Origin of the sequence: Wolbachia endosymbiont of Litomosoides brasiliensis, from assembly GCF_013366805.1 — a bacterium.
Classification (GTDB): domain Bacteria; phylum Pseudomonadota; class Alphaproteobacteria; order Rickettsiales; family Anaplasmataceae; genus Wolbachia.
Genome location: NZ_WQMO01000008.1, coordinates 26,824 through 52,152 on the forward strand (window position 1 = coordinate 26,824; position 25,329 = coordinate 52,152).

Consider the following 25,329-nt stretch of genomic DNA (forward strand, 5'->3'; position numbering starts at 1 on the left):
TGTGTTCTCGTAAAATAAGATTTGATATGTGAGTAGATGAATTTATTGACAATAATCCTTTTTTCTATACCTGTACTACTAATTCTTTTATTTTGCTTTAATAAGTTTCAGAAGGTAGATAAGGTTAAATTTTATTTATGCCTTAGTTATGTATGGGTATTAACTTGGTTGTTAATACTCTGTGACAATTGCTTTATAACTTTCGTTTTCATAACGTTCCTTTCTTTCGTGTTTGCTTTTATTTTTAAGGGTAAAAGAAGCAAGGTAATCAAATTTACGTTATTTGTGGCTCTAGCCATATCGTTTTTTATCACTTTATTTATAATGCTATCTATTCTTACTCAATCTATTGAATTTTTTAAAAGGGTATCTATTTCGGAGTTCTTGTTTTGCTTAAAATGGGGCCATAGTGTAGTAACTATTAATGAAGAAAAGGTAGGATGTTTTGGTGTAACCCCGCTTTTGGTTGGTACATTAGTTATAACTATTGTAGCAATACTAGTTGCTGTTCCGCTGGGTTTATTTTCTGCGATATATATTAGTGAATATGCGAGTGAGAAAGTACGTTACATTGTTAATACGACGTTGCAGGTTTTGTCTGCTATTCCTACAGTTGTGTATGGGTATTTCTCAGTTGTATTTTTATCTTCCTTTGTAAAGCGAATAGCAAATTTTTTTGGTTTTAATATACACTCGGAGAGTGCCTTAGTTGCTGGTTTATCGGTGGGGATAATGATTCTACCTTTTATTATTTCTTTATTAGAGGATGCAATCAGGTCCGTACCAAAAAGCTTGCGCTATGGCTTTATGGCGTTGGGGGCAACTCCAGCAGAAACTATATGGCATATAACAATACCTTATGCAATGCCTACAATTTTGAGTGCAATTTTATTATCGATTTCAAGAGTGATAGGTGAAACAATGATAGTACTGATGGCTGTAGGAATCAACTCGAACTTGACTTTTAATCCTCTTAATTCAGTTACTACTATTACTGTGCAAACCGCTACATTACTTACAGGGGATCAGGGTTTCAATAGTGTACAAACCCTTGCTGCTTATGCGCTTAGTTTAGTGCTATTTATTATTACTTGGTTATTGAATGTGTTTGCATTGTTTATAATAAAGCGTAATTAGCGAATGTTGTTGCAAAATTCCTATTAATAATATAGGATTTATTTTCTTCAGAGTTCTTTAAAATTTTTTTTTGTTAAATTATAGTGTTAGGTGATAAAAATAAGGAAATGAATATAGGTAGAGCGGTTAGGGTAACTCAAGCAGTTGTTGATTTAAAATTTGAAGGCGAACTACCTAGAATATTTAATGCTTTAAAGAGCAAATTAAAATATAAAGGCAAAGAACTAATTTTAGAGGTTTCACAGCATATAGGTGATAATATAGTCCGTTGTATTGCCATGGATAGCACAAATGGTATCTCAAGAAATGACGAGTTTGTTGATACAGGTGCACCAATATTAGTTCCGGTTGGACGTTCAACTTTAGGAAGGATTTTTAATGTTGTTGGGGAGCTTATAGATGAATGTGGTCCACTGAAAGGAAAGTATGATTTAAAATCTATACACAGAGCGCCTCCAAGTTTTATTGAACAGAAAGTACAGGAAGAGGTTTTGGTTACAGGAATAAAAGTCATAGATCTTCTTGCGCCTTACCTTAAAGGGGGGAAGATTGGCTTATTTGGTGGAGCTGGTGTTGGTAAAACAGTTCTGATAATGGAGTTGATTAATAATATAGCAAAAGCTCATAAAGGGTTTTCTGTGTTTGCCGGGGTAGGAGAGAGAACGCGTGAGGGTAATGACCTTTATCACGAGATGATCACTTCAAATGTAATAAATGTAGATGAACATGAAAAATCTCAAGCTGTTTTGGTTTATGGTCAGATGAATGAGCCTCCTGGAGCAAGGGCTAGGGTTGCTTTGACAGCACTAACTATGGCAGAGTATTTTCGTGACTGTGAAAACCAAGACGTTCTATTTTTTGTGGACAATGTCTTCCGTTTTACACAAGCTGGTTCGGAGGTTTCTGCTTTACTTGGAAGAATACCTTCAGCTGTTGGTTATCAACCAACCCTTGCAACAGATATGGGTATAATGCAAGAGAGAATAGCTTCGACTACTTCAGGCTCTATTACTTCTGTGCAAGCTATATATGTTCCTGCAGATGATCTAACTGATCCGGCTCCGGCAACTACATTCTCTCACCTTGATGCAACCACAGTATTGTCAAGACAAATAGCTGAAATGGGGATATATCCTGCCGTTGACCCACTTGATTCAACTTCTCAATCTTTGTCTACGGAAATCATTGGTGAAGAGCATTATGAGGTAACTTCTGAGGTGAAACGTATATTGCAAACTTATAAGTCATTGCAAGATATTATTGCCATACTTGGCATGGATGAACTATCTGATGAAGATAAAATTATTGTTGACAGAGCTCGTAAAATTCAGAAGTTTCTTTCTCAACCTTTTCATGTTGCAGAAGTATTTACTGGTATGCCTGGTAAATTTGTTTCACTTTCTGATACTGTTTCCAATTTTAAAGGAATTGTTGAAGGTAAGTATGACCACTTGCCAGAGGCTGCTTTTTATATGGTAGGAAATATAGATGAAGCAACAAAAAAGGCTGAGTTAATCAAGTCTGGAACTAAAGTTGGAGCTAAAAATTAAGAGTTATGAAAGTGCAATTTTTCTCTCCTGATGATCAGATTTCATTCAAAGGGGTAATTTCTCTTTCAGTGAATGGGTTCGAAGGGGAGTTGGTGATTTTAGCTCACCATTCTCCTTACTTAATTTATTTATTGCCTGGTATAATCACTATTAAAACTTGTAGCCAAATGGAAAAGAAGATTGTGATTGATAATGGAATATTGGAAGTTGCAAGTAATAGTTGCAACATTATGACAAATCAAGCTCAGATTTTTGATCATGTGATTCATGATGAAGAATTACTTAAAAATAAGAGAATTAGTATATATGTAAGTTATCTTAATGGTAAGTTTCTTTCTTAGCTGTTTCAAGCAGAAAGTCAATTGTTATTCAAGTAGCTGTAAGATTTTTGTTCATGGTGCTCTTTTTTTTTGTCATTCCAATGCCCAGATGCACACTGTATGAACGTTATAATTTGAGCTTACCAGAAGGGTGTTTCATTTTAGTGTGTGACACTGAAAATCTAGCTTCCTCGTGCAGTCTCATCAAAAATGTTTATTTTAAGTAAAACCAGCTTGCTTTTGTGCTTGTCAGCTCGGTGTGCTTTTTTTCTTACAACCAAAATTACTGGGTCCCAGTGTTAAGCACTGGGATGACACCAATATTTTGTATTTATCCCTATAACGTAGGAAGTTCGTACAACTGCGTGTCCTGGTGCCGGCATGACATCACCATGGTGGAGGATTACTCTCAAAATACTATGTTCATAGAATTGTGTGTCAGGCTACTTGAATGACATCTTTTTTCTTAGTATAAATTATTCTTATATCTTAATGTTTGTGCAGTTACGCTTGGGTGACGTCAATAAGCTGATGTTTATTCTATCATAACTCGGGAAGTTTTTACGATTGTAAGTCAAGCAGTAGGACGACAAGATTCTGCAGGTATTTTTTCGTGGAAGGTTAATATGGAAATTTTTCTTGATAGTGTTGATTTAAATGAAATTAAAGGACTGAAAGAGTTCATTGATGGGATAACAACCAACCCTTCTTTAATAGCAAAATCTGGATATAAGGATAAATACGAAGATTTGATAAGTGAAATATGTTCTATTATAACAGGACCTGTTAGTGTTGAAGTTGTTGCAAATAACCATGAAGATATGATTAAAGAAGGCCTTAGGTTAGCGAAAGTTGCTAGTAATATTGTAGTAAAATTGCCTCTTACACGTGAAGGATTAATTTCTTGTAAAAAGTTGTGGACAGAACATAAAATACCTGTTAATATAACATTGTGTTTTTCTCCTGGACAAGCACTGCTTGCTGCTAAGGCCAGTGCTTGTTTTATTTCCCCTTTTGTTGGTCGTCTTGATGATATAAGCTGTGATGGCTTATTGCTAGTAAAGGATATATGCACTATATATTCTAATTACGGCTTTGATACTAAAATTCTCGTTGCGTCTGTAAGGACTCCAGTGCATGTAATAGAAGCTGCAAGACTTGGTGCTGATTCAATTACTGTGCCAGCAAAAGTGCTTAGGCAATTATTTAATCATCCACTTACTGAACAGGGGCTTGCAATATTTGAAAAAGACTGGGGTACAAAGCAATAAACGATCAAGGAAATTTGTCGGGTGGGAAAAAGCAAGGAAATATATTAACCTAAAGCATATGAAGCTTTGCTATTTTGCAATCTAATGTTAAAACCCATAGGTGCAGTTAGTTTTTTTGACTCAGGAATGAAGTCACAAGTGTCAAATGTTATGGTACTGCCGTCACTGTGAAAAACCTTTTCACGCGTGAAGCTGGCAGTATTCTGCTCATGCTTATATGAGCAACAAGCTACACAACGTAAAGAACCACGCAGCTGTAGATATCTGATACCAATTCCTGTATAAGGAATGGATTTCCAATAGTGGAAAAGGAGCCATATAAGTAAAATAACGAAGTTTTAGTGGTGTTGGATGGAATCAGATGAAAAAGTCGTGGAATCAGCAAAAGAAATGCTGAAGGAACTGTAAAATAACGTGTAAGCACAAAAATATGTTGCATTTTAAGAACGGCATTGACTACATGGATACATGAGTAAAACGCCTAAAATTTAGAAGAGAAGAAAAATTATTTATTTTCCCTTCAACTTCGTAAAAAAACTAGATTGAGTCAGAGTTAATTTGAACAAGTTGAAGCATGGATACAAGAAAATTCTAATTTTACCATTAAAGAAATGAAAGTAATGATCCAAGAAAAATTTGGTTTGAGTGTTAGCAAATCTACGGCACACTGTGATGTGCGGAAACTAGGTTTTCGTATATTACGCTAGGACCCATTCTTAATGAAGAAGATAAAGGTAGGCAAAAAGAGTTAAAAAAAACTTAATGAAGCTATTGGTAAGTAGCCTGAACAAGAGTTATTTATCTTTGATAAATCGCGGTTTGGTACACATTTGAAAGTTGGCATGGACGGTTTAAAAGGTGCGTTGGAACACGGGTTAAAGTAAAATGAAGTAGGCGAAATTTTTATCTCTACAGTGCAGGTAATCCATAGAAGTGGAGAGAGTTCTAGCTTATTTGCACCGAATGTTAACACTGATTGTGTGAGTGTATTTCTTAAACAAATGTTACAATATTTAAGAACATGGGAAGCCTTTCTTGTCATGGATTGGCTAGTGGCATAAGTCAAAAAATTTAAAGTACATAAAGATATTGAGATTATATACCTACCCACACATACTCACCCTAGCTCAACCTTGTTGTAGAGACTTTGGTTATGTATAAAAAAGTCTATAATACAATTGCTTTGCTTGAGAGCGCTTTGTTAAATTTATTATCTCCCTTTCTCACTCCGCAATTAAACAACTCTGCAATGTTGCTTATCTGACCTACTAACAAATGAGAGTTGATATTACCTAAATATTTCATTCCAAATGTATACCAGGCAGTTTTATATCTAATCTATTACGCTGGATTTATTGTCCAGATTGCACTGCTCATTTATCTTCTTAAACTTCAACATACCTACCTGCGAAATGCATGCGATCCAATCCCATTTTATTCAGTTCATCCTTAAATAACTCTGAATCTGCATCCTGTATAATTACCTGATGATTAGGCTTATCATATATTTCTTTTACTACCCTCTTGATGTTATAGACAATCAAGCAAGATTCTGAAATTCTTCTTATCAGCATGCGGTTCTAACCTCAGTAAGCTCTTAGCAACTCCTCTATCAAGATTAGTTGGCTCTAGAAACAATGGGATGTAATTTGGACCTGGAGAACCTGTTTTGAAAAATGGTTCAAAGTTAGTTCGTGAGTTTGCTACCAATGAAATAAAGAAATCCTATTATCGGTATTATTAAGCATAAATAGTTTATCTCTCTTCAACATAACTGCAATACAACTTCATAAAAAAGTTGGGTATAAGCAACAATTTAAAAAAGTTTTAATCTAACGTAGATTGCAGCGCAGCAACCCCTGGCATCTTGTCGCCGCTGAGCCAACTCAAAAATGCTCCTCCACCAGCCGAAACATATGTAAAATCTTTATTGGTAAGACCTGCTGCATTTATTGCGGATAAACTGTCTCCTCCTCCTATTACGCTGGTTAATTTTCCTTTATGCGTTAAGTTGCTTATGGCTTTCATTACCTTTATTGTACCATTTGCAAAAACTGAATATTCAAAAACACCAATAGGTCCATTGCATAGCAAAGCCTTGCTGCTTGCTATTATATTACTTATTGTGCTTAAAGTTTGAGGGCCTATATCCAAAATTACATCATTATCCAAAACGGATTCAGTTTTTCTTAAAATGCAAGTGCTATAATCAGAGTTTACTGCAACCAGAACATCTTCAGGTATAACTATTTTGCAATTGTTTTTATCTGCTATTTCAATAACATCATGCAAAAGGTCATTGATACCATTTTGAAAGAAAGATTTGCCTATGTTAACTTTATAAAATAATAAAAAATTATTAGCAATTGCACCACCGAGAACTAGGTAATCAACCTTTTCTGCTAATCTTATGAGCATTTTTATTTTAGTTGATATTTTAGCTCCCCCAACTATTGCAGTAATAGGTTTAGCGTCAAATGATACGGCCTTCTCAAGATGTTTTAGCTCATCTTGTAAGCATAACCCTGCATAGGAAGGTAAAAATTCTGTAATACGTGAAATAGAAGCATGAGCTCTGTGAGAGCAGGGAAATGCATCATTAACATATATATCCGCTAGAGCTGCCAGTTGTTTGGCAAAATTTGCGTCATTTTGCTCTTCTTCTTTATAAAATCTCAGATTTTCCAGTAATATTATATCTCCTATAGCTATCGCATTCACTGCTTTTTGTACTTTTTTACCAATACAACCGTCAACAAATTTCACCTCTTTGCTTAATAGCTGTGATAAAGTTTTAACTACATTTCTTAGTGAAAGATTATCGTCTTTGGCCCTTGGACGTCCTAAATGTGATATAATAATAACCTTTGCGCCAGCATTTACCAAATGATGAATAGTAGGTAATGCCCTTAAAACACGAGTGGCATCATACACTTTTCCATTCTTTATAGGAACATTGAAGTCAACTCTGAGTAAGACAGCTTTACCGTAAAGATCACAATTTTCTATGCTGGGTATATTCATCATAAAATTAGAACTATAAAGCTACTATACAGCAGTTTTACCTAAAGTAAATTGCTTTTTTTCCCACGCACTCCCTTCGAAGTTGAATATTGAAAATTAACTGGAGAATTATGGATCACTTTGTATATGTCATAACAAGCCATGGCACTCTCGGCAAAACCATTTAATATCAGCTTTAGTTTGCCTAAATAAGCAGCTACATCTCCAATTGCATATATTCTATCTCTACTGGTTCTAAGTGTAGCCTGGTCAACAACTACACGGCTATGTTCTAACTGTATATCCCAACTGCCTATTGGACCCAAGTCCATTGATAGTCCAAAAAACGGTAGTAAAAAATCAGCGAATATTTTTTTTTCTTCCTTAGAGGTAATATTTTTTATTATCACCCCATTCAACTGCCCATCATTTCCCGCTAGTTCGTGTAGTTGATATGGCACTACAAGTTCTATCCTTCCACTGCTTTCAAGTAATTTTAATTTATTTTTCATTTCAGGAGTGCAACGAAATTCTTTTCTTCGATGTACTACATAAATTTTCTTTGCAACTTTAGAGAGTTCTACGGTCCAATCAGCTGCAGAATCGCCTCCTCCTGCAACAACTATGATTTTGTCTTGAAAATCAGAAATTTTATTTACGTCATAAAATACAGATTTATTTTCATATTCTAATATACCGCTAAGGGGTGGACGGTTAGGTTCAAACATTCCATTACCTGCGGCAATGATAATAGCCTTGCATTTTACTTTCGTATCTGCGCTCGTTACTACAGTAAAACCTTGGCCGTCATTATTCGCAATTTCTTCCACCCTTTGACTTAAATGGTAAACAGGCTCAAATGGTGAGGCCTGCTCCATTAATTGCTCAACTAATTTTTGAGCAGTAATTACGGGATAGCCAGGTATATCGTATATTGGTTTTTCTGGATAAAGAGCAGTGCATTGCCCTCCCGCTTGATCTAAAACATCTATTATATGACATCTCATATCAAGCATTCCTGCTTGAAAAGCAGTAAATATCCCAACAGGTCCTGCACCTATTACTACTATGTCAGTTTCCATATTCATGTGGTAATTTACTTAGATATTAGTTAGCTTTGTTAATAAGGTCAATTAGTCAAGCTACAGAAATGTTGCTATAAATTAAACGGCAAAAATTACTTGACATATTTTACCAGCCCACTTGATCATAGCACTGAAGGTATTCAATTATCTTCAATCTATATGGTTAAACAATGAAGTATCACATAGTTGGTGTCTTATTGTTTAATTTTTTGCACTATGTGTACCTTATTTTCACACATTTCTAGGTTTTACGTAATATAAGCTGAAACGCGCTTGTAAAGCGTTTAATACAGTATAGTACACCAATTTGCAAGATTAGAAAATGGGTGGACTTCTGCCATAGGATTCTTTTGCCTCTTTTTTTCTTAGTAAATTTCATATCCGTTCAGCAGAGTGACAAAAATAGATAAGGTGGTACAAAAAGATAATGATAGAGCAAAAGTGAGGTAATATAGTAAATCTTTTAGAACTTTGCAAAAGTCTAGAGCGTAAAATAACAAAGTTATACCAATTCTCATTGCTAATGGGTCAAATAAGTGACATTGTAGAATTGTTTAATTGCAGAGGAGAGATAATAAACTTGCACAAAACGCCCTAAAGCAAAGCAATTGTGTTGCAAACTTTATTGCGCAAAATGTTCTTTTTTGTGTAGAACTAAAATCCATCAATAGGATTGAGCTCAGGCGAGTATGATTGCAACATTTGTTCAAAAAATATATTCATATAATCAGTGTTAACATTCGGTACAAAAGATTGGGACTCTCTTCATTTCTATGATAGCTGCACTGTAGAGACAAAGATTTTGTCTGCCTAGTTTTATTTTAACTTGTGTTTTAACTCCTTTTTTAAACTACTCGTGTCCAACTTTCGAATGTGTGCCAAACCGCAGTTTATCAAGAAAAAATAGCTCTTGTTCAGAATGCTTGCCAATAGTCTTATTAAGTTTTTTTTAATTTTTCCTGTCTACCTTATATCTTATCCATTGTGAATTGGTCTTAGCATAGCATACGAAAACTTTATTTTTTGCATATTACAGTGTGCTGTAGACGCTGGCATTCAAGCTAAATTTTTCTTGGATCATTACTCTCATTTCTTTAATGGTAATATTAGAATTTCTTGTATCTATACTTCAACTTGTTCAAATTGACTCTGACTCAATCTAGTTTTTTTATGAAGTTGAAGGGGGAAATAAACAATTTTTCTTCTCTTTCAAATTTTAGGTGCTTTATTCATACAGTTAGTACTATTCTTGGAGTGCAGCATATTTTGGCTACAGCTGTTGTACTGTGCTTTTTTGCTGCAATTACAGCATTTAGTTTTTTTGCAACATATGCATTATTTTGCACTTCCTTCAGCATTTCTTTTGCTAATTCCACGATTTTTTCATTAATAATTTTGATTTCAATATCATTTAAACCTTGCTATTTTATCTTTATCTACTCCAGTAGTGAAATTAGTATAAATATCCTGAGTAAGAGTTATTTTTCCTTGATGAATTGCTGGTTTAACACACATTCGAAAGTTGGACATAGGTGATTTAAAAGGGGCGTTAGAACACAAGTTAAAGTAAAACTGGGTAATAAAATTTTTAGCTCTACAGTGCAGTTAATCCTAGAAATGGAGAGAGCTCTAGCTTATTTGTATCGAGTATGTTCGTACTAATTGTATGAATGTGTTTCTTAAACAAATGTTGCAATATTAAAGAACATGAGAAACCTTTCTTGTCATGGGTTGTGCTAGTTAGAATAAGTTAAAAAGAGGTACCTAAAAATATTGAGATTATATACTTGTCCACCATACTCACCTGAGCTCAATCCTATTGAGGGATTTTAGTTATATATAAAAAACATTTTACGTAATAAAGTCTGTAACACAATTGCTTTGCTTGAGAGCGCTTTGTACAAGTTTATTATCTCTCCTCTGCAATTAAACAATTCTACAATGTCACTTATTTGGCCTATTAACAATAAGAATTAGTATTACTGTGTGTTCCTGTGACAATTAAGGAGAGAATGTATTAAAGCTGTTTCTCCCTTAATAAAATTTGAACCTATAGCGTATTCAACTAAGCTGGATTTCAGCAAATTGACATTTTGAGAATGAATATTGTTGAGGATAGAGTTTAACTTCCTAATAAGCAAATTGTGGAACTTCTGTACGCTGTCATATGTGATGTTTTTAAGCTCATGTACAAATTTATCTTGGGCGACGGTTGTTAATCCTTAATTTCTTCATTAAGCTCTTCCAGCTTATTTTTCTTACTCTTAAAATTTTTCATGAAAATTTTCATGTTTATTTAATTTAACCACTATTACAATTATAATGATGATGAAAAACTGCAAAGTAAAAATTGATACTCTGTCTATAACTGTGCTTCCATCTAATTGGAAGGTAAGCTCCTCTCCAGTTATTCGAATAGCTGACACTGTTATGGATATTATTTTTAACATATTCCCTCAGAGCACGTTATTTGCTGCATAACTTGTAAATGCTTTTTACTAGATTCCAGCTATTTTAAGGCTTTCCTCTCATAATACCCTAACGCACAAATACTCCAACTCTATCAGCGTGCAAGTTTGCATGGCTTTTTCCGGTGTTGAGTAATGCGAGCCCAATGTTATCTGTGCTAGAGCGTAGTTCTCCTACTTCCTCATTATTTTCATTTGTTACTTTAGTGCCAATATTGGGCAGTACGTTATCCCCCTCAATAAGGTAAAGCTTTTTTCTGAATATTTTTTGTCTGCTCATTTGCCTTACAACTTCCTGACCTATGTAACATCCCTTGTTAAAGCTTATACCATTTACCTTATCGATTAAGTATTGTAGCGGAAACGACGAATTTTGCACCATGTCTTTCGCTCCATCTGGAACAAGATTTTGGATTCTTACTCTTTCATACTGAGTAGAATCTCCAACTAGTTCCTTTATTTCATTTTTGTGTATTATTCTCATTTCCAACGACTTGTGTCTTGGGTCTTGAAAAATGACCTGTGACTCATTGCTACACTCCGTTGACTTAGTATTAAATAAAACCCCAACCCTATATAGTGCACTAATGTTCTTAATCTTCACTCTTAAATAAGTTTTGAGCAAATCTAGTTTCTCGATTATCTGTTGCAAGTATAAGTTTTCACATTCCAAGAGGATATATTTACCATATTCAATAAGAAAAAAATCGTATAGGTATTTTCCCTGAGGGCTAAGCAATAAGGAATAAATAGCCTTTTGACCATTCAACTTATTGATATCATTTGTTATAACACTTTGCAAGAAACTCCTCGTATCTGGCCCGTATAAAACTATTACACCACGATTTGGCAATGGTATATAACCCATAAAATTTCTACTAATAAATCCAAATTTTACTATACAGCATTGGGCACTTCTCGTCTTCTTATTATATTTTACAAGTTTCAGCCCTTGAAATCTAACTTACAAGTGCATATATAAGTTTATAAGTTAATTTGTTGAGAGGGAAAACAAATGTCAAGTATAAGCTTAAGTGTATTGGATGATAGTGTTCTGATCAAGCCTATCAGTGAAGAAAAGCAAGGTGGGATTGTACTTCCATCAAGTGCTGAGAAGAAACCTACTAAAGGTGAAGTTATAGCAATTGGTGAAGGTTCACGCAATTCAAGTGGTGAACGCATAGCTTTGACTGTGAAAGCTGGTGATAAAGTATTTTATCGCCAATGGGCTGGTACAGAAATAGAACACGGTAATGAAAAGCTTATCGTAATGAAGGAGTCAGATATACTTGCTATCGTTAAGTAGAAGTTTTTATTTTTACTAAATTAAAAGCAAAGCACAATATAGTGCATTGTAAGTAATTTTATTTATGGTTTTCTAAGTTTTTTATTAACAAGAGGTGATAAAAATGGCTAATGTAGTAGTATCAGGTGAGCAGTTGCAAGAAGCTTTTCGTGAAGTTGCAGTAATAGTGGACTCAACGGTAGCGATAACTGCTGGACCTAGAGGGAAAACAGTAGGGATTAATAAGCCCTATGGAGCACCAGAAATTACAAAAGATGGTTATAAGGTAATGAAGGGCATTAAGCCTGAAAAACCGTTACATGCTGCAATAACAAGCATCTTTGCTCAAAGTTGTTTTCAATGTAATGATAAAGTTGGTGATGGTACAACAACGTGCTCAATACTAACTAGTAACATGGTAATGGAGGCTTTAAAGTCAATTGCTGCTGGAAATGATCGTGTTGGCATTAAAAACGGGATGCAAAAGGCAAAAGATGCAGTATTAGAAGGAATTACATCAATGTCTCGCACAATTCCTTTGGAAAAAATGGATGAGGTAGCGCAAGTTGCAATAATTTCTGCAAATGGTGATAAGGATATTGGTAATAGCATTGCTGATGCTGTTAAAAAAGTTGGGAAAGAAGGTGTGATTACTGTTGAAGAAAGTAAGGGCTCAAAAGAGTTAGAAGTTGAGCTTACTACTGGTATGCAGTTTGATCGCGGTTATCTTTCTCCATACTTTATCACAAGTAATGAGAAAATGATTGTAGAATTTGATGATCCATATCTCTTAGTTACAGAGAAAAAATTGAGCATTATACAGCCATTGCTTCCTATTCTTGAAGCTGTTGTTAAGTCTGGTAGACCTTTGCTTGTTATTGCAGAAGATATTGAAGGTGAAGCATTAAGTACTTTGGTTATCAATAAATTGCGTGGTGGTCTGAAGGTTGCTGCAGTGAAAGCTCCAGGTTTTGGCGATAGAAGAAAAGAGATGCTTGAAGACATAGCAGCTTTAACTGGTATCAAACATGTAATAAAAGATGAGCTTGGAATCAAGATGGAAGATCTAACTCTTGAAGATCTTGGTACTGCTAAAAATGTTAAAATTACTAAAGACAATACCATAATTGTTAGCGAAAACAGTGACTCTGACAGAGTAAAAGCTAGAATCGAACAGATCAAATCTCAAATTGAAACCTCGACTTCTGATTATGATAAAGAAAAGCTGAGGGAGCGTTTAGCAAAACTATCAGGTGGTGTTGCTGTGCTTAAAGTCGGTGGAGCAACTGAAGTAGAGGTTAAAGAACGTAGAGATAGGGTTGAGGATGCACTACATGCAACAAGAGCTGCAATTGAAGAAGGCATAGTTCCAGGTGGTGGGGTTGCGCTTCTTTATGCTTCGTCTGCTCTCGACAAGCTAAGAGCTGGAAGTGATGAAGAACAGATAGGCATAAATATTATTAAGAAAGTTCTTAGTGCTCCAATTAAGAGATTAGTTAAGAATGCTGGCCTTGAATCTGCTGTTATAATTGATCATTTGACTAAGCAAAATGACAAAGAGCTTATATATAACGTTGAGGCTATGAATTATGCTAATGCGTTTACTGCCGGTGTTATTGATCCAGCAAAGGTGGTACGCATTGCTTTTGAAACAGCGATATCTGTTGCAAGTGTGCTAATTACTACTGAGTCTATGATAGTTGATATACCAAGCAAGGAAGAAAACGCTTCATCTCATATGGGCGCGGGCAGTATGGGTGGAATGAATGGATTCTAGATAAATGTGGGCCTTGGGGCAAAAATTTTTTGCTCCAAGGGTATCTTTTAGTTCTCAGGGTCTCATATTTTACTGTTTGTTAAAAATATATGAATAAATTTTAGTGTTGTTCTCTAAGTATACCGTATTTTTACTACGTCCGTTATACTGTGCTTTTTTGCTGCAGTTACGGCATTTAGTTTTTTTTGCAGCATATGTGCTGTTTTACACTTTACTTCAGCATTTTTTTGCTGATTCCACGGCTTTTTTATTTAATGATTTTTGATTTCACAAACGCCATTTAAACCTTGTTATTTTATCTACTTCAGCATGGCTTCTTTTCCATTATTGTCTATCCGTTCCTTATACAATAGGAATTGGTATGAGTATCATGAACAAGGGTTGTTTTTCTTTGATGAATCGTGGTTTAACACACATTCATCAATAGCGTTAAAACAGGTTAACAAAATTTTTAGCCTACAGCGCAGTTAATCCTAAGAATGGGGAAATTCTAGCTTATTTATGCTGTGAATGCACCTCAACACTGATTTTATGAGTATATTTCTTGAACAAATATCACAATATTTAAGAACATGAGAGCCTTCCTTGTCATGGATTGTACTAGTTGGTATAAGTTAAAAAATTTAAAAGTACCTGAAAATATTGAGATTATATACTTACTACTATGCTCATCCAAGCTTAATCCTATTGAGAGGCTTTGGTTGTATATAAAACAGAATATTTTGCATAATAAAGTCTATAATACAATGCTTTACTTGAGAGCGCATTGAACAGCTCTGCAATGTTATTATTTAATCCATTAACAATGAGGATTGGTATTACTACACTTTCCTAAACGTATAACACTACAAGCACTTGATTAAAATTAATCACGTCAGTTATTTTTTGACCAGTGTTAACAAAATCCCCTTGGTTTGTGTGGGTTTTATCGTGCAGCTATCAATAGAAGGCTTAACTGCAGTATTTTCTAGATCTAATTCTGGCCTTTTTAGGTCAACTTTTGCACTGTGTAACACAGTAAAATATGCCACTTCTACTTATATTTGCGCTCTATAGCTTTTTTTACTAAGCTTGACCGAAGAATCATATCAACTTCGTGCTGCTTTAATAAAATCCCCTGGCCTTTTTAACTTGTTTAATTCTGCCAGGGTTTTCTATCTTCAACACTACATCACCCTTTTTTGCCGTCTCACCATCAGATAAATAAATAGTAGTAACTTTATCACTCACTTTTGGGGTAAGGCTGGCTTTATGTAAGGAACTTGCTGTACCAGGAAAGTTTAAATATATAGTGCGATTTCACGGTTTACATTCTTAAGTTTTTGCTGAAAAGCCATTAATTGTACTATCACTATAAATTGCTTAACTTTCTCTAAAAGAGCACTGTTAATAGAAAACAGCGGAATAAGAGCAATGTCAGAAATAATAATTTCTTTGCTTCTCATCTTTAAGTGATAAAATTTATTGATTGATTTTATCGGGAGCGACCACATAAATTAAATTCTCGAATTAGAATATAAGTAAGTATATTGCTTCCGTTGCTACTTTACAAATAGTTCTGTAAATAAGTCCACGGTGGGACTAGTGCGGCTTGAACGCACGACCTTCGGATTAGGAATCCAACGCTCTATCCTGCTGAGCTATAGTCCCATGTTTCTATTATTTATGCAAGGTTATAGCAAAAAACTCTGCGTTTTCCTAGATCTCTTGCATAACCAATTTACGAAAGCACAAAACATTTTTGTATACTTCTTGAGTACAATGCTATTATACTTAATAACGCAGTTTAAGTTGAAAGGTTAATATTAGTTAACGGTATCAGTTATTTTTATAGCAATTAAGGCGACTTTGCTTTAAGTAATATAAATATTAAAGTAAAAAGAGAAAAAGTTGCGTGTTTATTAGGGTATTCAGGTTGCGGTAAGTTGACAATTGTAAAACTAATTGCGGGAATAGAAAGCCCAAAATCTGGAGCTATTTTTATAGATGATAAGCTAGTTGCAAGCAGCAGCACATCAATTGCTGTGGAGTATAGAAATGTAAGATTGATCTTCCAGCATTCGGCATTGTTTCCTCACAAAATAGTAATAGAGAATATAACTTTTGCTATTTGCGGTTCTTTTAAGAAAGAAAAGCACCTCATTGCATTGGAGATTTTGGAACTATTGAATATAGCAAAGTATGAAGATATATATCCTAATGCTTTATCTGGAGGACAGCAACAATTGGTTGCAATAGCAAGGGTAATGCACAAAACCCTGGTGTTGTTTTGCTCAACGAACCATTTTCTAACTTAGATATACTGTTAAAGTGTCAAATAAGGCAACGTATATTGTCTCTTTTTAGAAGCAAAAACATTCCTATGCTGGTGGTAATTCATGACCCGCAAGAAGCATTGAAAGTTGTAGATTTTATCTATGTGATGAAAAATGGTAGAATTATTCAGTCGGGAGTTTCTAGTCGATATGTATTACAGGCCTAAAGATGCTACATTAGCAAAGTTCTTTAGTGAACTCCCTTTTACCCAACAATTAAGTGAGGAATTTCTACTTGATGGTATATTTGCTGCTAGAAAGTAATCTAATCTAAAATTATTGTAAAATAGAACTAAACATTAAAAAATTTTGATCTATAATTAAACAAGGGGTGATATAATTACTTGACTTCAGTCAGGTTTTAATATCTAAATTAACATTTTAAATGGTGGTACACAATGAGTTTAGGTCCATGGCAATTATTTCTAGTCTTAATAATAATATTAGTTCTGTTTGGCGCAGGTAGGTTACCACAAGTTATGGGTGACTTGGGAAAAGGTATTAAAAATCTTAAACAAGAGCTTAAGGACTCAGAGAAGTTATCGTCTAATGAACCAGATCGTTAGCGTCTTCATACTTCATGATACGCACTTTCAGTGCGTATCATTCTTTTTAAAGACTAGGCTAAAGAATTAAAGAGAAGTAAAATATCAGGTTGAAATGCGGCGATAATTGTGTTAATTAGAAGGAATAGTTCTGTTGAAGGGTAGCTGTGCAAAAAAGTGAGAAACTAGCCAAAAATAAAAAATTAGCGTCTGACCTTCTAAAAGAGGTTGCAGGCACCAATAACGCTAATAGCGATAAAGTGACATTGTTTGATATTAAAGCAGCTTTGCAAGAACGTGGTTTTGGTATTTTAATAATTATTTTTTCCTTGCCACTATCTGTGCCTATACCGGTTCCACCTGGCTATACAACTATACTCTCTATACCTCTAATCTTATTTGCACTGCAGCTTTTATTTGGTTTTCACTCTCCTTGGATGCCTCACTGGTTAGAAGGGAAGTCATTTCAACGTTCAACGCTAGCTCTTGTGGTAGAAAAAACTTCCCCTGCATTAAAAAAAATAGAGAAGTTCATGAGGCCAAGAATGTCTTTTATTTTCTGTGGACCAGGTGAAAAGGTTTTGGCATTCATAATGCTATTCTGTGCATTATCTATAGCTATTCCACTGCCTTTAACTAACTTTATTCCTGCAATTGGCACAACTCTCATTTCACTTGGTATTATGAGTAAAGACGGACTTTTCTCTGTCTTGGGAGTCTTAGTATCACTGTGTGGGTTATTACTTACTTTTATTGTACTAGTCAAAGGACCACAGCTCATACTTGGAGCATTTTCTTTTTTAAAAAGTTTTGTATATGGTTAGACTTTACAACACTTTAACAAAAAAAAAAGAGCTTTTTATACCGATTAATAAAGATCATGTAAAAATGTATGTCTGCGGACCAACGGTATATGATACAGCACACATAGGTAATGCACGTTCTATTGTTGTTTACGATGTGTTATTTCAACTGCTTAAATTTTGTTATGGCAAAGTCACTTACGTGCGTAATATAACTGACATTGATGATAAGATAATAAATGCAGCAAGTGAAAAAAATAGCAGTGTAGAAAGTATCAGCACATATTACACTAGGGCTTTTCATGAAGACATGAGAAGCATAAATTGTGCAGAACCAACACATGAGCCAAGAGTAGCAGAAAATATAAAGTATATTATTGAATTAGTCGAATGTTTATTGCAATCTGGTCACGCTTATGAATCCAACAAACATGTGTACTTTAGTATAGAGTCTTATCCTGAGTATGGTGCTTTATCAGGAAAAAAAATTGATGAATTAGAACATGGCAGTAGGGTTGAAGTTGGTGAAAATAAAAAACATCCGGGAGATTTCGTATTATGGAAGCCTGCGAACGACACTGATTACAAGCTTTCAAGTTATTGGAATAGCCCATGGGGAAAAGGAAGACCAGGGTGGCACATAGAATGTTCAGCAATATCACATGCTTATCTTGGCAAAGATTTTGACATTCATGGTGGTGGTATAGATTTGCAATTTCCTCATCACGAAAATGAAATTGCACAAAATAAATCTGCATTTGCTGGATCAATGTTTGCAAGATACTGGGTGCATAACGGGTTTCTTACGGTAAACGAAGAGAAAATGAGCAAATCTTTATTTAATATAGTTAAGGTAAGAGATTTACTGGAGAGCGGAATAAAGGGTGAAGTAATACGTTGCGCACTGCTTAAAACTCATTACAGAAAACCACTAGATTGGACAGAAAATATTATTTCTGAATCGCGAGAAACTTTAAACAGATTTTATCGATTGTTACGTGACATAGATGTAGCAAGCATCGAAAAAAGTGGTGCAGAAATTTCTAGAGACTTTATAAAGGCTTTAAAAAACGACCTGAATATTCCTGAAGCTTTGGCTATATTGCATAAAATGGCTACAAAAATTAATAAAACAAATAATGAGAATGAGAAGCTCAAATTAACTGGAAGTTTTATTAAGAGCGCAAGATTCATCGGTCTTCTTGGGTCAAGCTATCAAGAGTGGTTTACTACTAGTATAAGTTATCAAGAGATAAAAAGATTGATGGATTTAAGAAAAGTAGCAAAACAAAATAAAGATTATGATGCTGCAGATAGAATAAGAGATCAATTAAAACAGATGGGAGTTACAATTTCTGACAGCGAAGATGGTACAACGGTCTGGTAAATTTATATGGAAAATTATCTCCTGTTGTTTACGGACAACTTAGTATCATCTCTAATCTTACCTATACACCGAGGTTTTGTATTTTATACTATGTTGTATTTTAGGTCATATTATAATCCACTACTTACGTTACTTTTTGGGGTGCTGGGATCAAGCCTTGGTGGAATGGTCAATTGGTACTTAGGTAAAATAACAATTTCTATCAGGAAATCGTACCACAAATTAGAGAACGAGCATAAAACACCAGGAATCATAAAAAATCCACTGATCTATGCAGTTGTGTTACTCTCTTGGGTGCCAGCATTTGGAAGCGTGGTACAAATTTTGTCAGGCTATTTTAAGTTAAACCTCAGTGCCTTTACTTTATTAACCATTTTATCCAACCTTCTTTATTTGTTATACCTCACCGTTACTGTTCAATAAGTTGTTATCAAGTAGCTGATACCAATATTTTCACATAATATGCAAAGAATGAAGTTTTCGTATATTACGTCAAGACCAATTTACAATGAGCAAGATAAAGGTAGACAGGAAGAATTTTAAAAAAACTTAATGAGATTATTGGTAAGTATCCTAAACAAGAGTTATTCATCTTTGATGGGTCATGGTTTAGCACACATTCAAAAGTTGGACACGGATGGTTTAAAAAGAGTGTTAAAGCACAAGTTAACAAAATTTTTATCTCTACAACAGTGCAGTTAATCCTATATCACAATATTTAAGAACAAGAGAAGCCTTAGAATGGAGAGAATTTTAGCTTATTTACGCTGAATGTCAACACTGATTGTATGAATTATATTTCTTGAACAAATCTTGTCATGAATTGTGGTATCTGGCATAAGTCAAAAATTTAAAGGTACCTAGAAAGATCGAGATTATATACCAGCCACCATACTCACATGAGCCCAATACTATTGAGAGACTTTGTTGTTGTATATAAGACAGAGCATTTTGCGTAATAAAGTCTGTGATACAATGCTTTAGGATGCTTTGTGCAAATTTATTACCTCTCTTTTTCACTCCGCAATTCAACAACTCTGTAATGTCGCTTATTTGACTTATTAATAATGAGAACTAGTATTATATTTAGGTATTAACAAATGCCATTCTTAATCTGTTTGCTAGGTTTATTACGCTGTCATACATGTTAGCAAGATTACTTCTATTGCCAGAAGAGGGTTTGGGTTATTTCTTTTTAGTAAGCTCTACAGTTAAACTAAATGACTCAGCCCTTCCAGAACAAGAAATTCACACTGGAAAGGAACGATAATAGAATCGGTAGCTGTAAAGCATTGATAATAAGCAAGCTAAGTAATGAAGGGCAATCAGTAATTATGTACTCATAATTCATTACGTATTTTCTCTAATGCATTCTTTTATATTGAAAATTCCTAGTCTTATCAGTTTATTTTCGCTACTTAGTAATAATTTTATATATATTTTTCTCTTCTCTACTACAATAAGAAATTCTCTAGCTAATATTGGCCATTTCCTTAAGGATCAAGATCTGTCAATAAAGTACTTTTTCCTACAGCAGCAAAAGCTGTCGATAAATTTATACTAATTGTGATTTTGCAACTCTACCTTTTGATTTACTATTGTAATAACCTTGCTCACGTTCTTTATCCTATATGTTAAATAACTCTGTTATATATATGCTAAAAGCTTTTGCGTTAGAAAATTTTTTTGTTGCCTAAAATTGAACAGCTTTTTTTACTTTATGTAGTACACTTTGAACTTTATTTTCTAATTCACTTAGAGTAAATGGCTTTGGTAGAAAGTGAAAATCTTCTATATTAATGTTGTCGTTCTTCAAAAAAGCATCTTCTGCGTACCCGGAAATAAAAATAACGTTAATATCTGGTCTGTGAATTAGAGCTTCTTTAACTATCTCTGGACCGCTGACTTCTGGCATTATTACATCAGTGATTATTAGATCTATATGTTGATTTTTTTTACTTATTATTTCTAATGCTTTGCTGCCTATACTAGCTTCTATTACGTCAAATCCTTTTCTTTTTAATGCTTTGGTAGTGAACTCTCTTACTGAGTCTTCATCTTCAATTAATAAAATTATGCCGTTATTTTTCACTTCATTTACTACAGGTTTCTTTATTTCTTTACTACCTTTATCTCTATGATTCTCATCTAATATGTAAACCATAGGTAAAAATATGCTAAATTTAGTTCCACAATTTACTTCACTAGCAACGTAGATATACCCTTCAGTTTGTTTGATAATACCATATACAGTAGAGAGACCAAGACCTGTACCAGAGGTAATATCTTTGGTAGAAAAAAATGGATCAAACACCTTCTCAACTGTATCACTTGCCATGCCACATCCTGTGTCAATTACTTCAATCATAACGTAATTCCCGTGCTCAATTGCTTCCTTATCTGGAGAAAACATACCCTGAGGTGTAGAATTTAATGAATCAATCTTTTTATTAAAAGTTCGTATAGTTAACTCTCCTCCTTTTTCCATAGCAGCACTAGCATTGACTGCTAAGTTAAGTATAACTTGCTCTAATTGCCCTTGGTCAGCCCTAACCATACCTAGATCTCTACCATAATAAGTAGTAAATTTTATGTTTTCACCTATTAATCTTTTTATCATTTCATAAAGATTAGCTATCGTGCTATTTACATCAATAATCTTTGGTTGCATAGTTTGCCTTCTTGAAAAAGCAAGCAATTGCTTAACCAAATTTGATCCACGTTTTGCATTTTGCTGTATTTGTATTATATCCCCGAAAGATGGGTCACCAGCTGAATGCTGAAGTAAAAGCAAGTCACAAAATCCTATTATTCCAGTAAGTATATTGTTGAAATCATGTGCAATGCCACCTGCTAGTTGACCTATAGCTTGCATTTTTTGATAATGCTCAAGCTTTATCTCCAGGTTTTTGTGCTCAGTATTGTCAACAAAATAACAAAGTATAAACATCATTCTATTATGAAGAAACTTATTGAAATATATTTTCATGTTATCATTGTTGTTGAGTTGCACATCAAAGGACGCATTGTTTATCCTGTTACTCGAGAAGTATTCACGTATTTTTATATGATAGTCATCAGATATTAATGTAAATATTGAACTGTTATCTGGTCCTGCAAGTTTTATCAGTGCTGTATTTTTCTTTATAAAACTGCCGTTTACATCACATTGTGCAATAGCGATTGATGAATTTGCAAAACAAGGATGTAATTGGTAATCAATAATGTTTGATTCAACTGGTGTAATGAGGCCATATGTATAGCTATGATGATGTTTATCACAAAACATAGCGGTGCTCATATAAGCCTTAAATGGAACACCACTTACAGTAAAAAACAAAATGTTATTATCAGCTGCTGCATTGTTATACTTAGATTGAAATATAAAATCATTAATTGAACTGCCTTTTTCAAGTTTTTTCAATTCAAATATGTCTAAAAACCTTTTATTTACAGATAAAATTACCCCCTTAGTATTTGCAATGTAAGTTCCTATATTGTGCTTTTCTATTAACTCCTCGTATACCTGTTCTTTGTTCATTTGTGTTGCTTTCAACACGAAATATCCATGTGGTCTTGCTATTGGTGCTAATGATAAATTTAAGATCTTATTACTACTTATAGCAATTTGTGGATTATCTGGTATTGGTTCACAAAGCAAAAGAAAGCTGGATATTCTACTTTTCTTATTTAAGGCAATGCGCACCTGTACAGAAGAGTTGTTCTTTAGTGCATGATATAATGCTTTTTTGTCTTTCTCTAAAATATCCCCTACTTCAAGAATTTTGCCTAGTGTAATATCATTATCTATGTGATCTTTAAATCTTTCATAGAACCTTGCATCAGCATAAACAACATCTTCATTTTTGTGTAAAATAAGGCAAAATTCTGTATTATGGTTTAGAGCATTTGCAAATATTGCATTTTGAAATTCTATGATATTGAGTAAGTGTCTATAATGTTTTACATTATAGACTATAAAGAGAGTCATGAGAGTGCTAACCAATAGGTTAATCTCTATGTTAGTGTGCTGATCATATATATCAAAAAAGTAGAGTACTGATATTGCTACTGGAGGTAAGAACATAATAACTGCCATAATGATAACTGACATTCCGTGATTCCTCAATATGAAGTCAACCCTGTTCTCTTTTTTGCTATCTATGTACCTTTTACTCATTGTGTATGTAAAAATATTTCATTATACTTGTTTAATTATTATAGGTTTATTAACATCTTTGATAGATAATTACCATTTAAATCTCTTTAAGTTAGTATTAGTGGCGAAATATTATGAAAGAACAGAAAACACAAGCTTTCGAATGGTTCTGTGTGCTGAGAGACAGAATTATTGAGTCTTTCTTGTTAATTGAAAGGCAGTCACCTACAGGTCCAAAAATCGAAAAAAGAAAATGGAATCGTCCGGGTGGTGGAGGTGGGGAATCTGTAATTATCTATGGTGACATCTTTGAGAAGGTGGGGGTAAACGTTTCAGAGGTATATGGAAAATTTGCAGATTCAGTTATAAATGAAATTCCTGGTGCAAGTGAGAGTAGTGGAGAGTTTTGGGCGAGTGGTATATCTTTAGTGTCTCACATGCAATCGCCACTTGTTCCTGCAGCACATATGAACACAAGGTTGATGTATACATCAAAACAATGGTTCGGTGGGGGAATGGACTTTACTCCAGCATATAAAAACGAAGAAGATTATAAGTACATCCATGAATCAATCAAAACAACATGTGATAAATTTGATGCTGAATATTATCCAAAATTCAAGAAGCAGTGTGACAGCTACTTTTTCTTACGGCACAGGAAAGAGCCACGCGGTATTGGTGGAATCTTTTACGATAATCTTAATTCCGGTAGGTGGGAAGATGATTTTGAGTTTACAAAAGCAGTAGGTAAAAACTTTTTGGAAATTTATTTACATGTTGTGCGTCAACATATGCACAAGCCTTGGACGAAAGAGCAACGAGAAGCCCAATTAATAAAACGCGGTAGGTATGTAGAGTTCAATCTGTTGTATGACCGTGGCACAAAGTTTGGTTTAATGACGGATGGTAATCCGGATGCAATTATGATGTCAATGCCACCTCTTGTTAAGTGGATGTAGAGAGCTATTGGATGCAAAGGGTTGCATTAGTATGAAATAAATCATCTTGGTTAAAAATTGTGCGATGATGGTGAGCTTTTATAGAGAGTACAGTCATGGGTATCATAAACAATTTTTTAGTTAGATCTTGCTAGAAGTAGTAACATGGGAGTTTTTAAACTGGCTTTAAGCCTTTACGATATAACAAATAACCTTAAGAAAAACTCTTTTTGAAAATCAATCCTTTTAGCAATACAAGGTCGTTTAACATAAACAACAGTCAAGTTTTAAGCTGTGCTTTAGGGTACATAATGAAGGATTTTGATTATGATATAATGGGATTGCTTATACTAATTTTCATTGTTAATGGGTCAATAAGTGATATTGCAAGGTTGTTTGATTGCGGAGTGAGAAAAGGAAAGGTAATAAATTTGCACAAAGTGCTCTCAGGCAAAGCAATTGTATTATAGAGTTTGTTATGCAAAATGTTCTGTTTTATATACAACCAAAATCCCTCAATAGGATTGAGCGCGGGTAAGTATGGTGGCAAGTACATAATCTCAATGTTTTTAGGTACCTTTAAATTTTTTGACTTATACCAACTAGTACAATTCATGATAAGAATGAAATTGAAATCAACAATTATTGGGTAAAAAGTCATGGAATCAGCAAAAGAAATGCTGAAGGAAGTGCGAAATAACGCATATGTTGCAAAAAAACTAAATGCTATAATTGCGGCAAAAAGGCACAGTACGACAGCCGTAGCGAAGTTATATTTAAAAACAGCACTAACCGCATGGATAAAGCACCTAAACTTAAAAGAGAAGAAAAATTATTTACTTTCCTTTAATATCGTAGAAAAACTGAATTGAATCAAGTCAACTAAGACAAGTTGAAATGTAGATACAAGAAAACCCTAATATTACTATTAAAGAGATGAGAGTAAGAAATTCAGGAAAATTTGGCTTGAATGTCAGCAAGTCTACAGTACACTGTAATATGCAAGAAATGAAGTTTTCGTATATTACGTTAAGGCTGGTTCACAATGACAAGATAAAGCTAAATGAGACTATTAGTAAACATCCTAAACAAGAGTTATTTTTTTTGATGAATTGCGGGTTAGCACACATCCGAAAGTTGGGCACGGTTGGTTTAAAAAGAGTATTAGAACACAGGTTAAAGTTAAAATTAGGTAGACAGAATTTTTATCTCTACAATATAACTAATTCTGGAAATAGGGAGGGTTCTAGCTTGTTTGTGCCGGGTGTTAACACTGATTGTATGAA

22 protein-coding genes, 1 tRNA gene and 6 pseudogenes are annotated in these 25,329 nt (G+C 34.1%); 17 read left to right on the plus strand and 12 right to left on the minus strand.

Features of this window, described 5'->3' with window-relative positions; all coding sequences use genetic code 11:
• Positions 1–36: 36 nt before the first annotated feature.
• The 4 genes from pstC to fsa all read left to right on the plus strand — a co-directional run bounded on the left by pstC (position 37) and on the right by fsa (position 4,278).
• On the plus strand, positions 37–1,137 hold the full coding sequence (gene pstC / locus GO684_RS02495) for a phosphate ABC transporter permease subunit PstC (RefSeq protein ID WP_175938625.1): 1,101 nt from the start codon (positions 37–39) through the stop codon (positions 1,135–1,137).
• A gap of 107 nt (positions 1,138–1,244) precedes the next feature.
• On the plus strand, positions 1,245–2,687 hold the full coding sequence (gene atpD, locus GO684_RS02500; RefSeq protein ID WP_175938628.1) for a F0F1 ATP synthase subunit beta: 1,443 nt from the start codon (positions 1,245–1,247) through the stop codon (positions 2,685–2,687).
• Positions 2,688–2,692: 5 nt separating this feature from the next.
• Positions 2,693–3,028: a F0F1 ATP synthase subunit epsilon gene (locus GO684_RS02505; protein WP_175938630.1), complete on the plus strand. Its 336-nt coding sequence runs from the start codon at positions 2,693–2,695 to the stop codon at positions 3,026–3,028.
• A gap of 605 nt (positions 3,029–3,633) precedes the next feature.
• Entirely contained in the window at positions 3,634–4,278 is a 645-nt protein-coding gene (fsa, locus tag GO684_RS02510; protein ID WP_175938632.1) for a fructose-6-phosphate aldolase, read from the plus strand.
• A gap of 1,385 nt (positions 4,279–5,663) precedes the next feature.
• Here fsa and GO684_RS02520 read toward each other — a convergent pair.
• The 6 genes and pseudogenes from GO684_RS02520 to ygfZ all read right to left on the minus strand — a co-directional run bounded on the left by GO684_RS02520 (position 5,664) and on the right by ygfZ (position 11,702).
• The gene (locus GO684_RS02520; RefSeq protein WP_175938633.1) at positions 5,664–5,852 is read right to left on the minus strand and encodes a hypothetical protein; all 189 of its coding nucleotides are present in this window, start codon (positions 5,850–5,852) and stop codon (positions 5,664–5,666) included.
• A gap of 253 nt (positions 5,853–6,105) precedes the next feature.
• Positions 6,106–7,302, minus strand: a complete 1,197-nt coding sequence (locus tag GO684_RS02525; protein WP_175938666.1) for a phosphoglycerate kinase — start codon at positions 7,300–7,302, stop codon at positions 6,106–6,108.
• A gap of 41 nt (positions 7,303–7,343) precedes the next feature.
• Complete coding sequence (locus GO684_RS02530; protein WP_175938636.1) at positions 7,344–8,363, minus strand: NAD(P)/FAD-dependent oxidoreductase; 1,020 nt, start codon at positions 8,361–8,363, stop codon at positions 7,344–7,346.
• A 600-nt stretch (positions 8,364–8,963) separates the two neighbouring features.
• Positions 8,964–9,724, minus strand: a pseudogene (locus GO684_RS05205) (transposase); the annotation flags it as partial.
• Positions 9,725–10,195: 471 nt separating this feature from the next.
• Positions 10,196–10,333 carry a hypothetical protein gene (locus tag GO684_RS02540; protein WP_175938640.1) on the minus strand — a complete coding sequence of 46 codons (138 nt, stop codon included), beginning with the start codon at positions 10,331–10,333 and terminating at the stop codon, positions 10,196–10,198.
• Positions 10,334–10,904: 571 nt separating this feature from the next.
• Entirely contained in the window at positions 10,905–11,702 is a 798-nt protein-coding gene (ygfZ, locus tag GO684_RS02545) for a CAF17-like 4Fe-4S cluster assembly/insertion protein YgfZ (RefSeq protein ID WP_175938642.1), read from the minus strand.
• Between the two features lie 156 nt (positions 11,703–11,858).
• On the opposite strand from ygfZ, the gene GO684_RS02550 reads away from it, so the two are divergent.
• The 3 genes from GO684_RS02550 to GO684_RS05760 all read left to right on the plus strand — a co-directional run bounded on the left by GO684_RS02550 (position 11,859) and on the right by GO684_RS05760 (position 14,666).
• Entirely contained in the window at positions 11,859–12,140 is a 282-nt protein-coding gene (locus GO684_RS02550; RefSeq protein WP_369408521.1) for a co-chaperone GroES, read from the plus strand.
• A gap of 103 nt (positions 12,141–12,243) precedes the next feature.
• On the plus strand, positions 12,244–13,896 hold the full coding sequence (gene groL, locus GO684_RS02555) for a chaperonin GroEL (protein WP_175938646.1): 1,653 nt from the start codon (positions 12,244–12,246) through the stop codon (positions 13,894–13,896).
• Between the two features lie 590 nt (positions 13,897–14,486).
• A complete protein-coding gene (locus tag GO684_RS05760; RefSeq protein WP_175938648.1) occupies positions 14,487–14,666 on the plus strand; it encodes a hypothetical protein in 180 nt (59 codons plus the stop codon).
• Positions 14,667–15,000: 334 nt separating this feature from the next.
• On the opposite strand, the gene GO684_RS05565 is transcribed toward GO684_RS05760, so the two are convergent.
• From GO684_RS05565 to GO684_RS02570, 3 genes are all read right to left on the minus strand, one after another.
• Complete coding sequence (locus GO684_RS05565) at positions 15,001–15,126, minus strand: hypothetical protein (protein WP_255419650.1); 126 nt, start codon at positions 15,124–15,126, stop codon at positions 15,001–15,003.
• A gap of 50 nt (positions 15,127–15,176) precedes the next feature.
• On the minus strand, positions 15,177–15,389 hold the full coding sequence (locus GO684_RS02565) for a hypothetical protein (RefSeq protein ID WP_175938651.1): 213 nt from the start codon (positions 15,387–15,389) through the stop codon (positions 15,177–15,179).
• Positions 15,390–15,472: 83 nt separating this feature from the next.
• Positions 15,473–15,546 (minus strand) — tRNA-Arg (locus GO684_RS02570).
• A gap of 212 nt (positions 15,547–15,758) precedes the next feature.
• Between GO684_RS02570 and GO684_RS05765 the strand changes: the two are divergent.
• From GO684_RS05765 to GO684_RS06015, 6 genes and pseudogenes are all read left to right on the plus strand, one after another.
• Positions 15,759–16,475 (plus strand): annotated as a pseudogene (locus GO684_RS05765) (ATP-binding cassette domain-containing protein).
• A 134-nt stretch (positions 16,476–16,609) separates the two neighbouring features.
• Positions 16,610–16,777, plus strand: a complete 168-nt coding sequence (gene tatA, locus GO684_RS02580; protein ID WP_006013840.1) for a twin-arginine translocase TatA — start codon at positions 16,610–16,612, stop codon at positions 16,775–16,777.
• Positions 16,778–16,923: 146 nt separating this feature from the next.
• A complete protein-coding gene (locus tag GO684_RS02585) occupies positions 16,924–17,580 on the plus strand; it encodes an exopolysaccharide biosynthesis protein (protein ID WP_175938652.1) in 657 nt (218 codons plus the stop codon).
• Positions 17,573–18,946 (plus strand): cysteine--tRNA ligase, encoded by a 1,374-nt coding sequence (gene cysS, locus GO684_RS02590; RefSeq protein WP_175938654.1) that lies wholly within the window; start codon positions 17,573–17,575, stop codon positions 18,944–18,946. The genes GO684_RS02585 and cysS overlap by 8 nt, the downstream gene beginning before the upstream one ends.
• 6 nt (positions 18,947–18,952) lie before the next feature.
• Positions 18,953–19,369: a YqaA family protein gene (locus tag GO684_RS05770; RefSeq protein WP_369408519.1), complete on the plus strand. Its 417-nt coding sequence runs from the start codon at positions 18,953–18,955 to the stop codon at positions 19,367–19,369.
• Between the two features lie 39 nt (positions 19,370–19,408).
• Positions 19,409–20,011: pseudogene (locus GO684_RS06015) on the plus strand (transposase); the annotation flags it as partial.
• A gap of 31 nt (positions 20,012–20,042) precedes the next feature.
• Here the strand turns inward: GO684_RS06015 and GO684_RS05775 are convergent.
• A pseudogene (locus GO684_RS05775) lies at positions 20,043–20,563 on the minus strand (ParA family protein); the annotation flags it as partial.
• Between the two features lie 76 nt (positions 20,564–20,639).
• On the minus strand, positions 20,640–23,126 hold the full coding sequence (locus GO684_RS02600) for a response regulator (RefSeq protein WP_175938657.1): 2,487 nt from the start codon (positions 23,124–23,126) through the stop codon (positions 20,640–20,642).
• A 113-nt stretch (positions 23,127–23,239) separates the two neighbouring features.
• On the opposite strand from GO684_RS02600, the gene hemF reads away from it, so the two are divergent.
• Complete coding sequence (gene hemF / locus GO684_RS02605) at positions 23,240–24,064, plus strand: oxygen-dependent coproporphyrinogen oxidase (RefSeq protein ID WP_175938659.1); 825 nt, start codon at positions 23,240–23,242, stop codon at positions 24,062–24,064.
• Positions 24,065–24,273: 209 nt separating this feature from the next.
• Complete coding sequence (locus GO684_RS05220) at positions 24,274–24,513, plus strand: hypothetical protein (protein WP_246228205.1); 240 nt, start codon at positions 24,274–24,276, stop codon at positions 24,511–24,513.
• Between the two features lie 53 nt (positions 24,514–24,566).
• Here the strand turns inward: GO684_RS05220 and GO684_RS05780 are convergent.
• Positions 24,567–24,704 (minus strand): annotated as a pseudogene (locus tag GO684_RS05780) (hypothetical protein); the annotation flags it as partial.
• Here GO684_RS05780 and GO684_RS02615 point away from each other — a divergent pair.
• On the plus strand, positions 24,703–24,915 hold the full coding sequence (locus GO684_RS02615; protein ID WP_175938662.1) for a hypothetical protein: 213 nt from the start codon (positions 24,703–24,705) through the stop codon (positions 24,913–24,915). The pseudogene GO684_RS05780 and the gene GO684_RS02615 overlap by 2 nt on opposite strands.
• A gap of 64 nt (positions 24,916–24,979) precedes the next feature.
• Positions 24,980–25,329 (plus strand): annotated as a pseudogene (locus tag GO684_RS02620) (IS630-like element ISWpi10 family transposase); the annotation flags it as partial.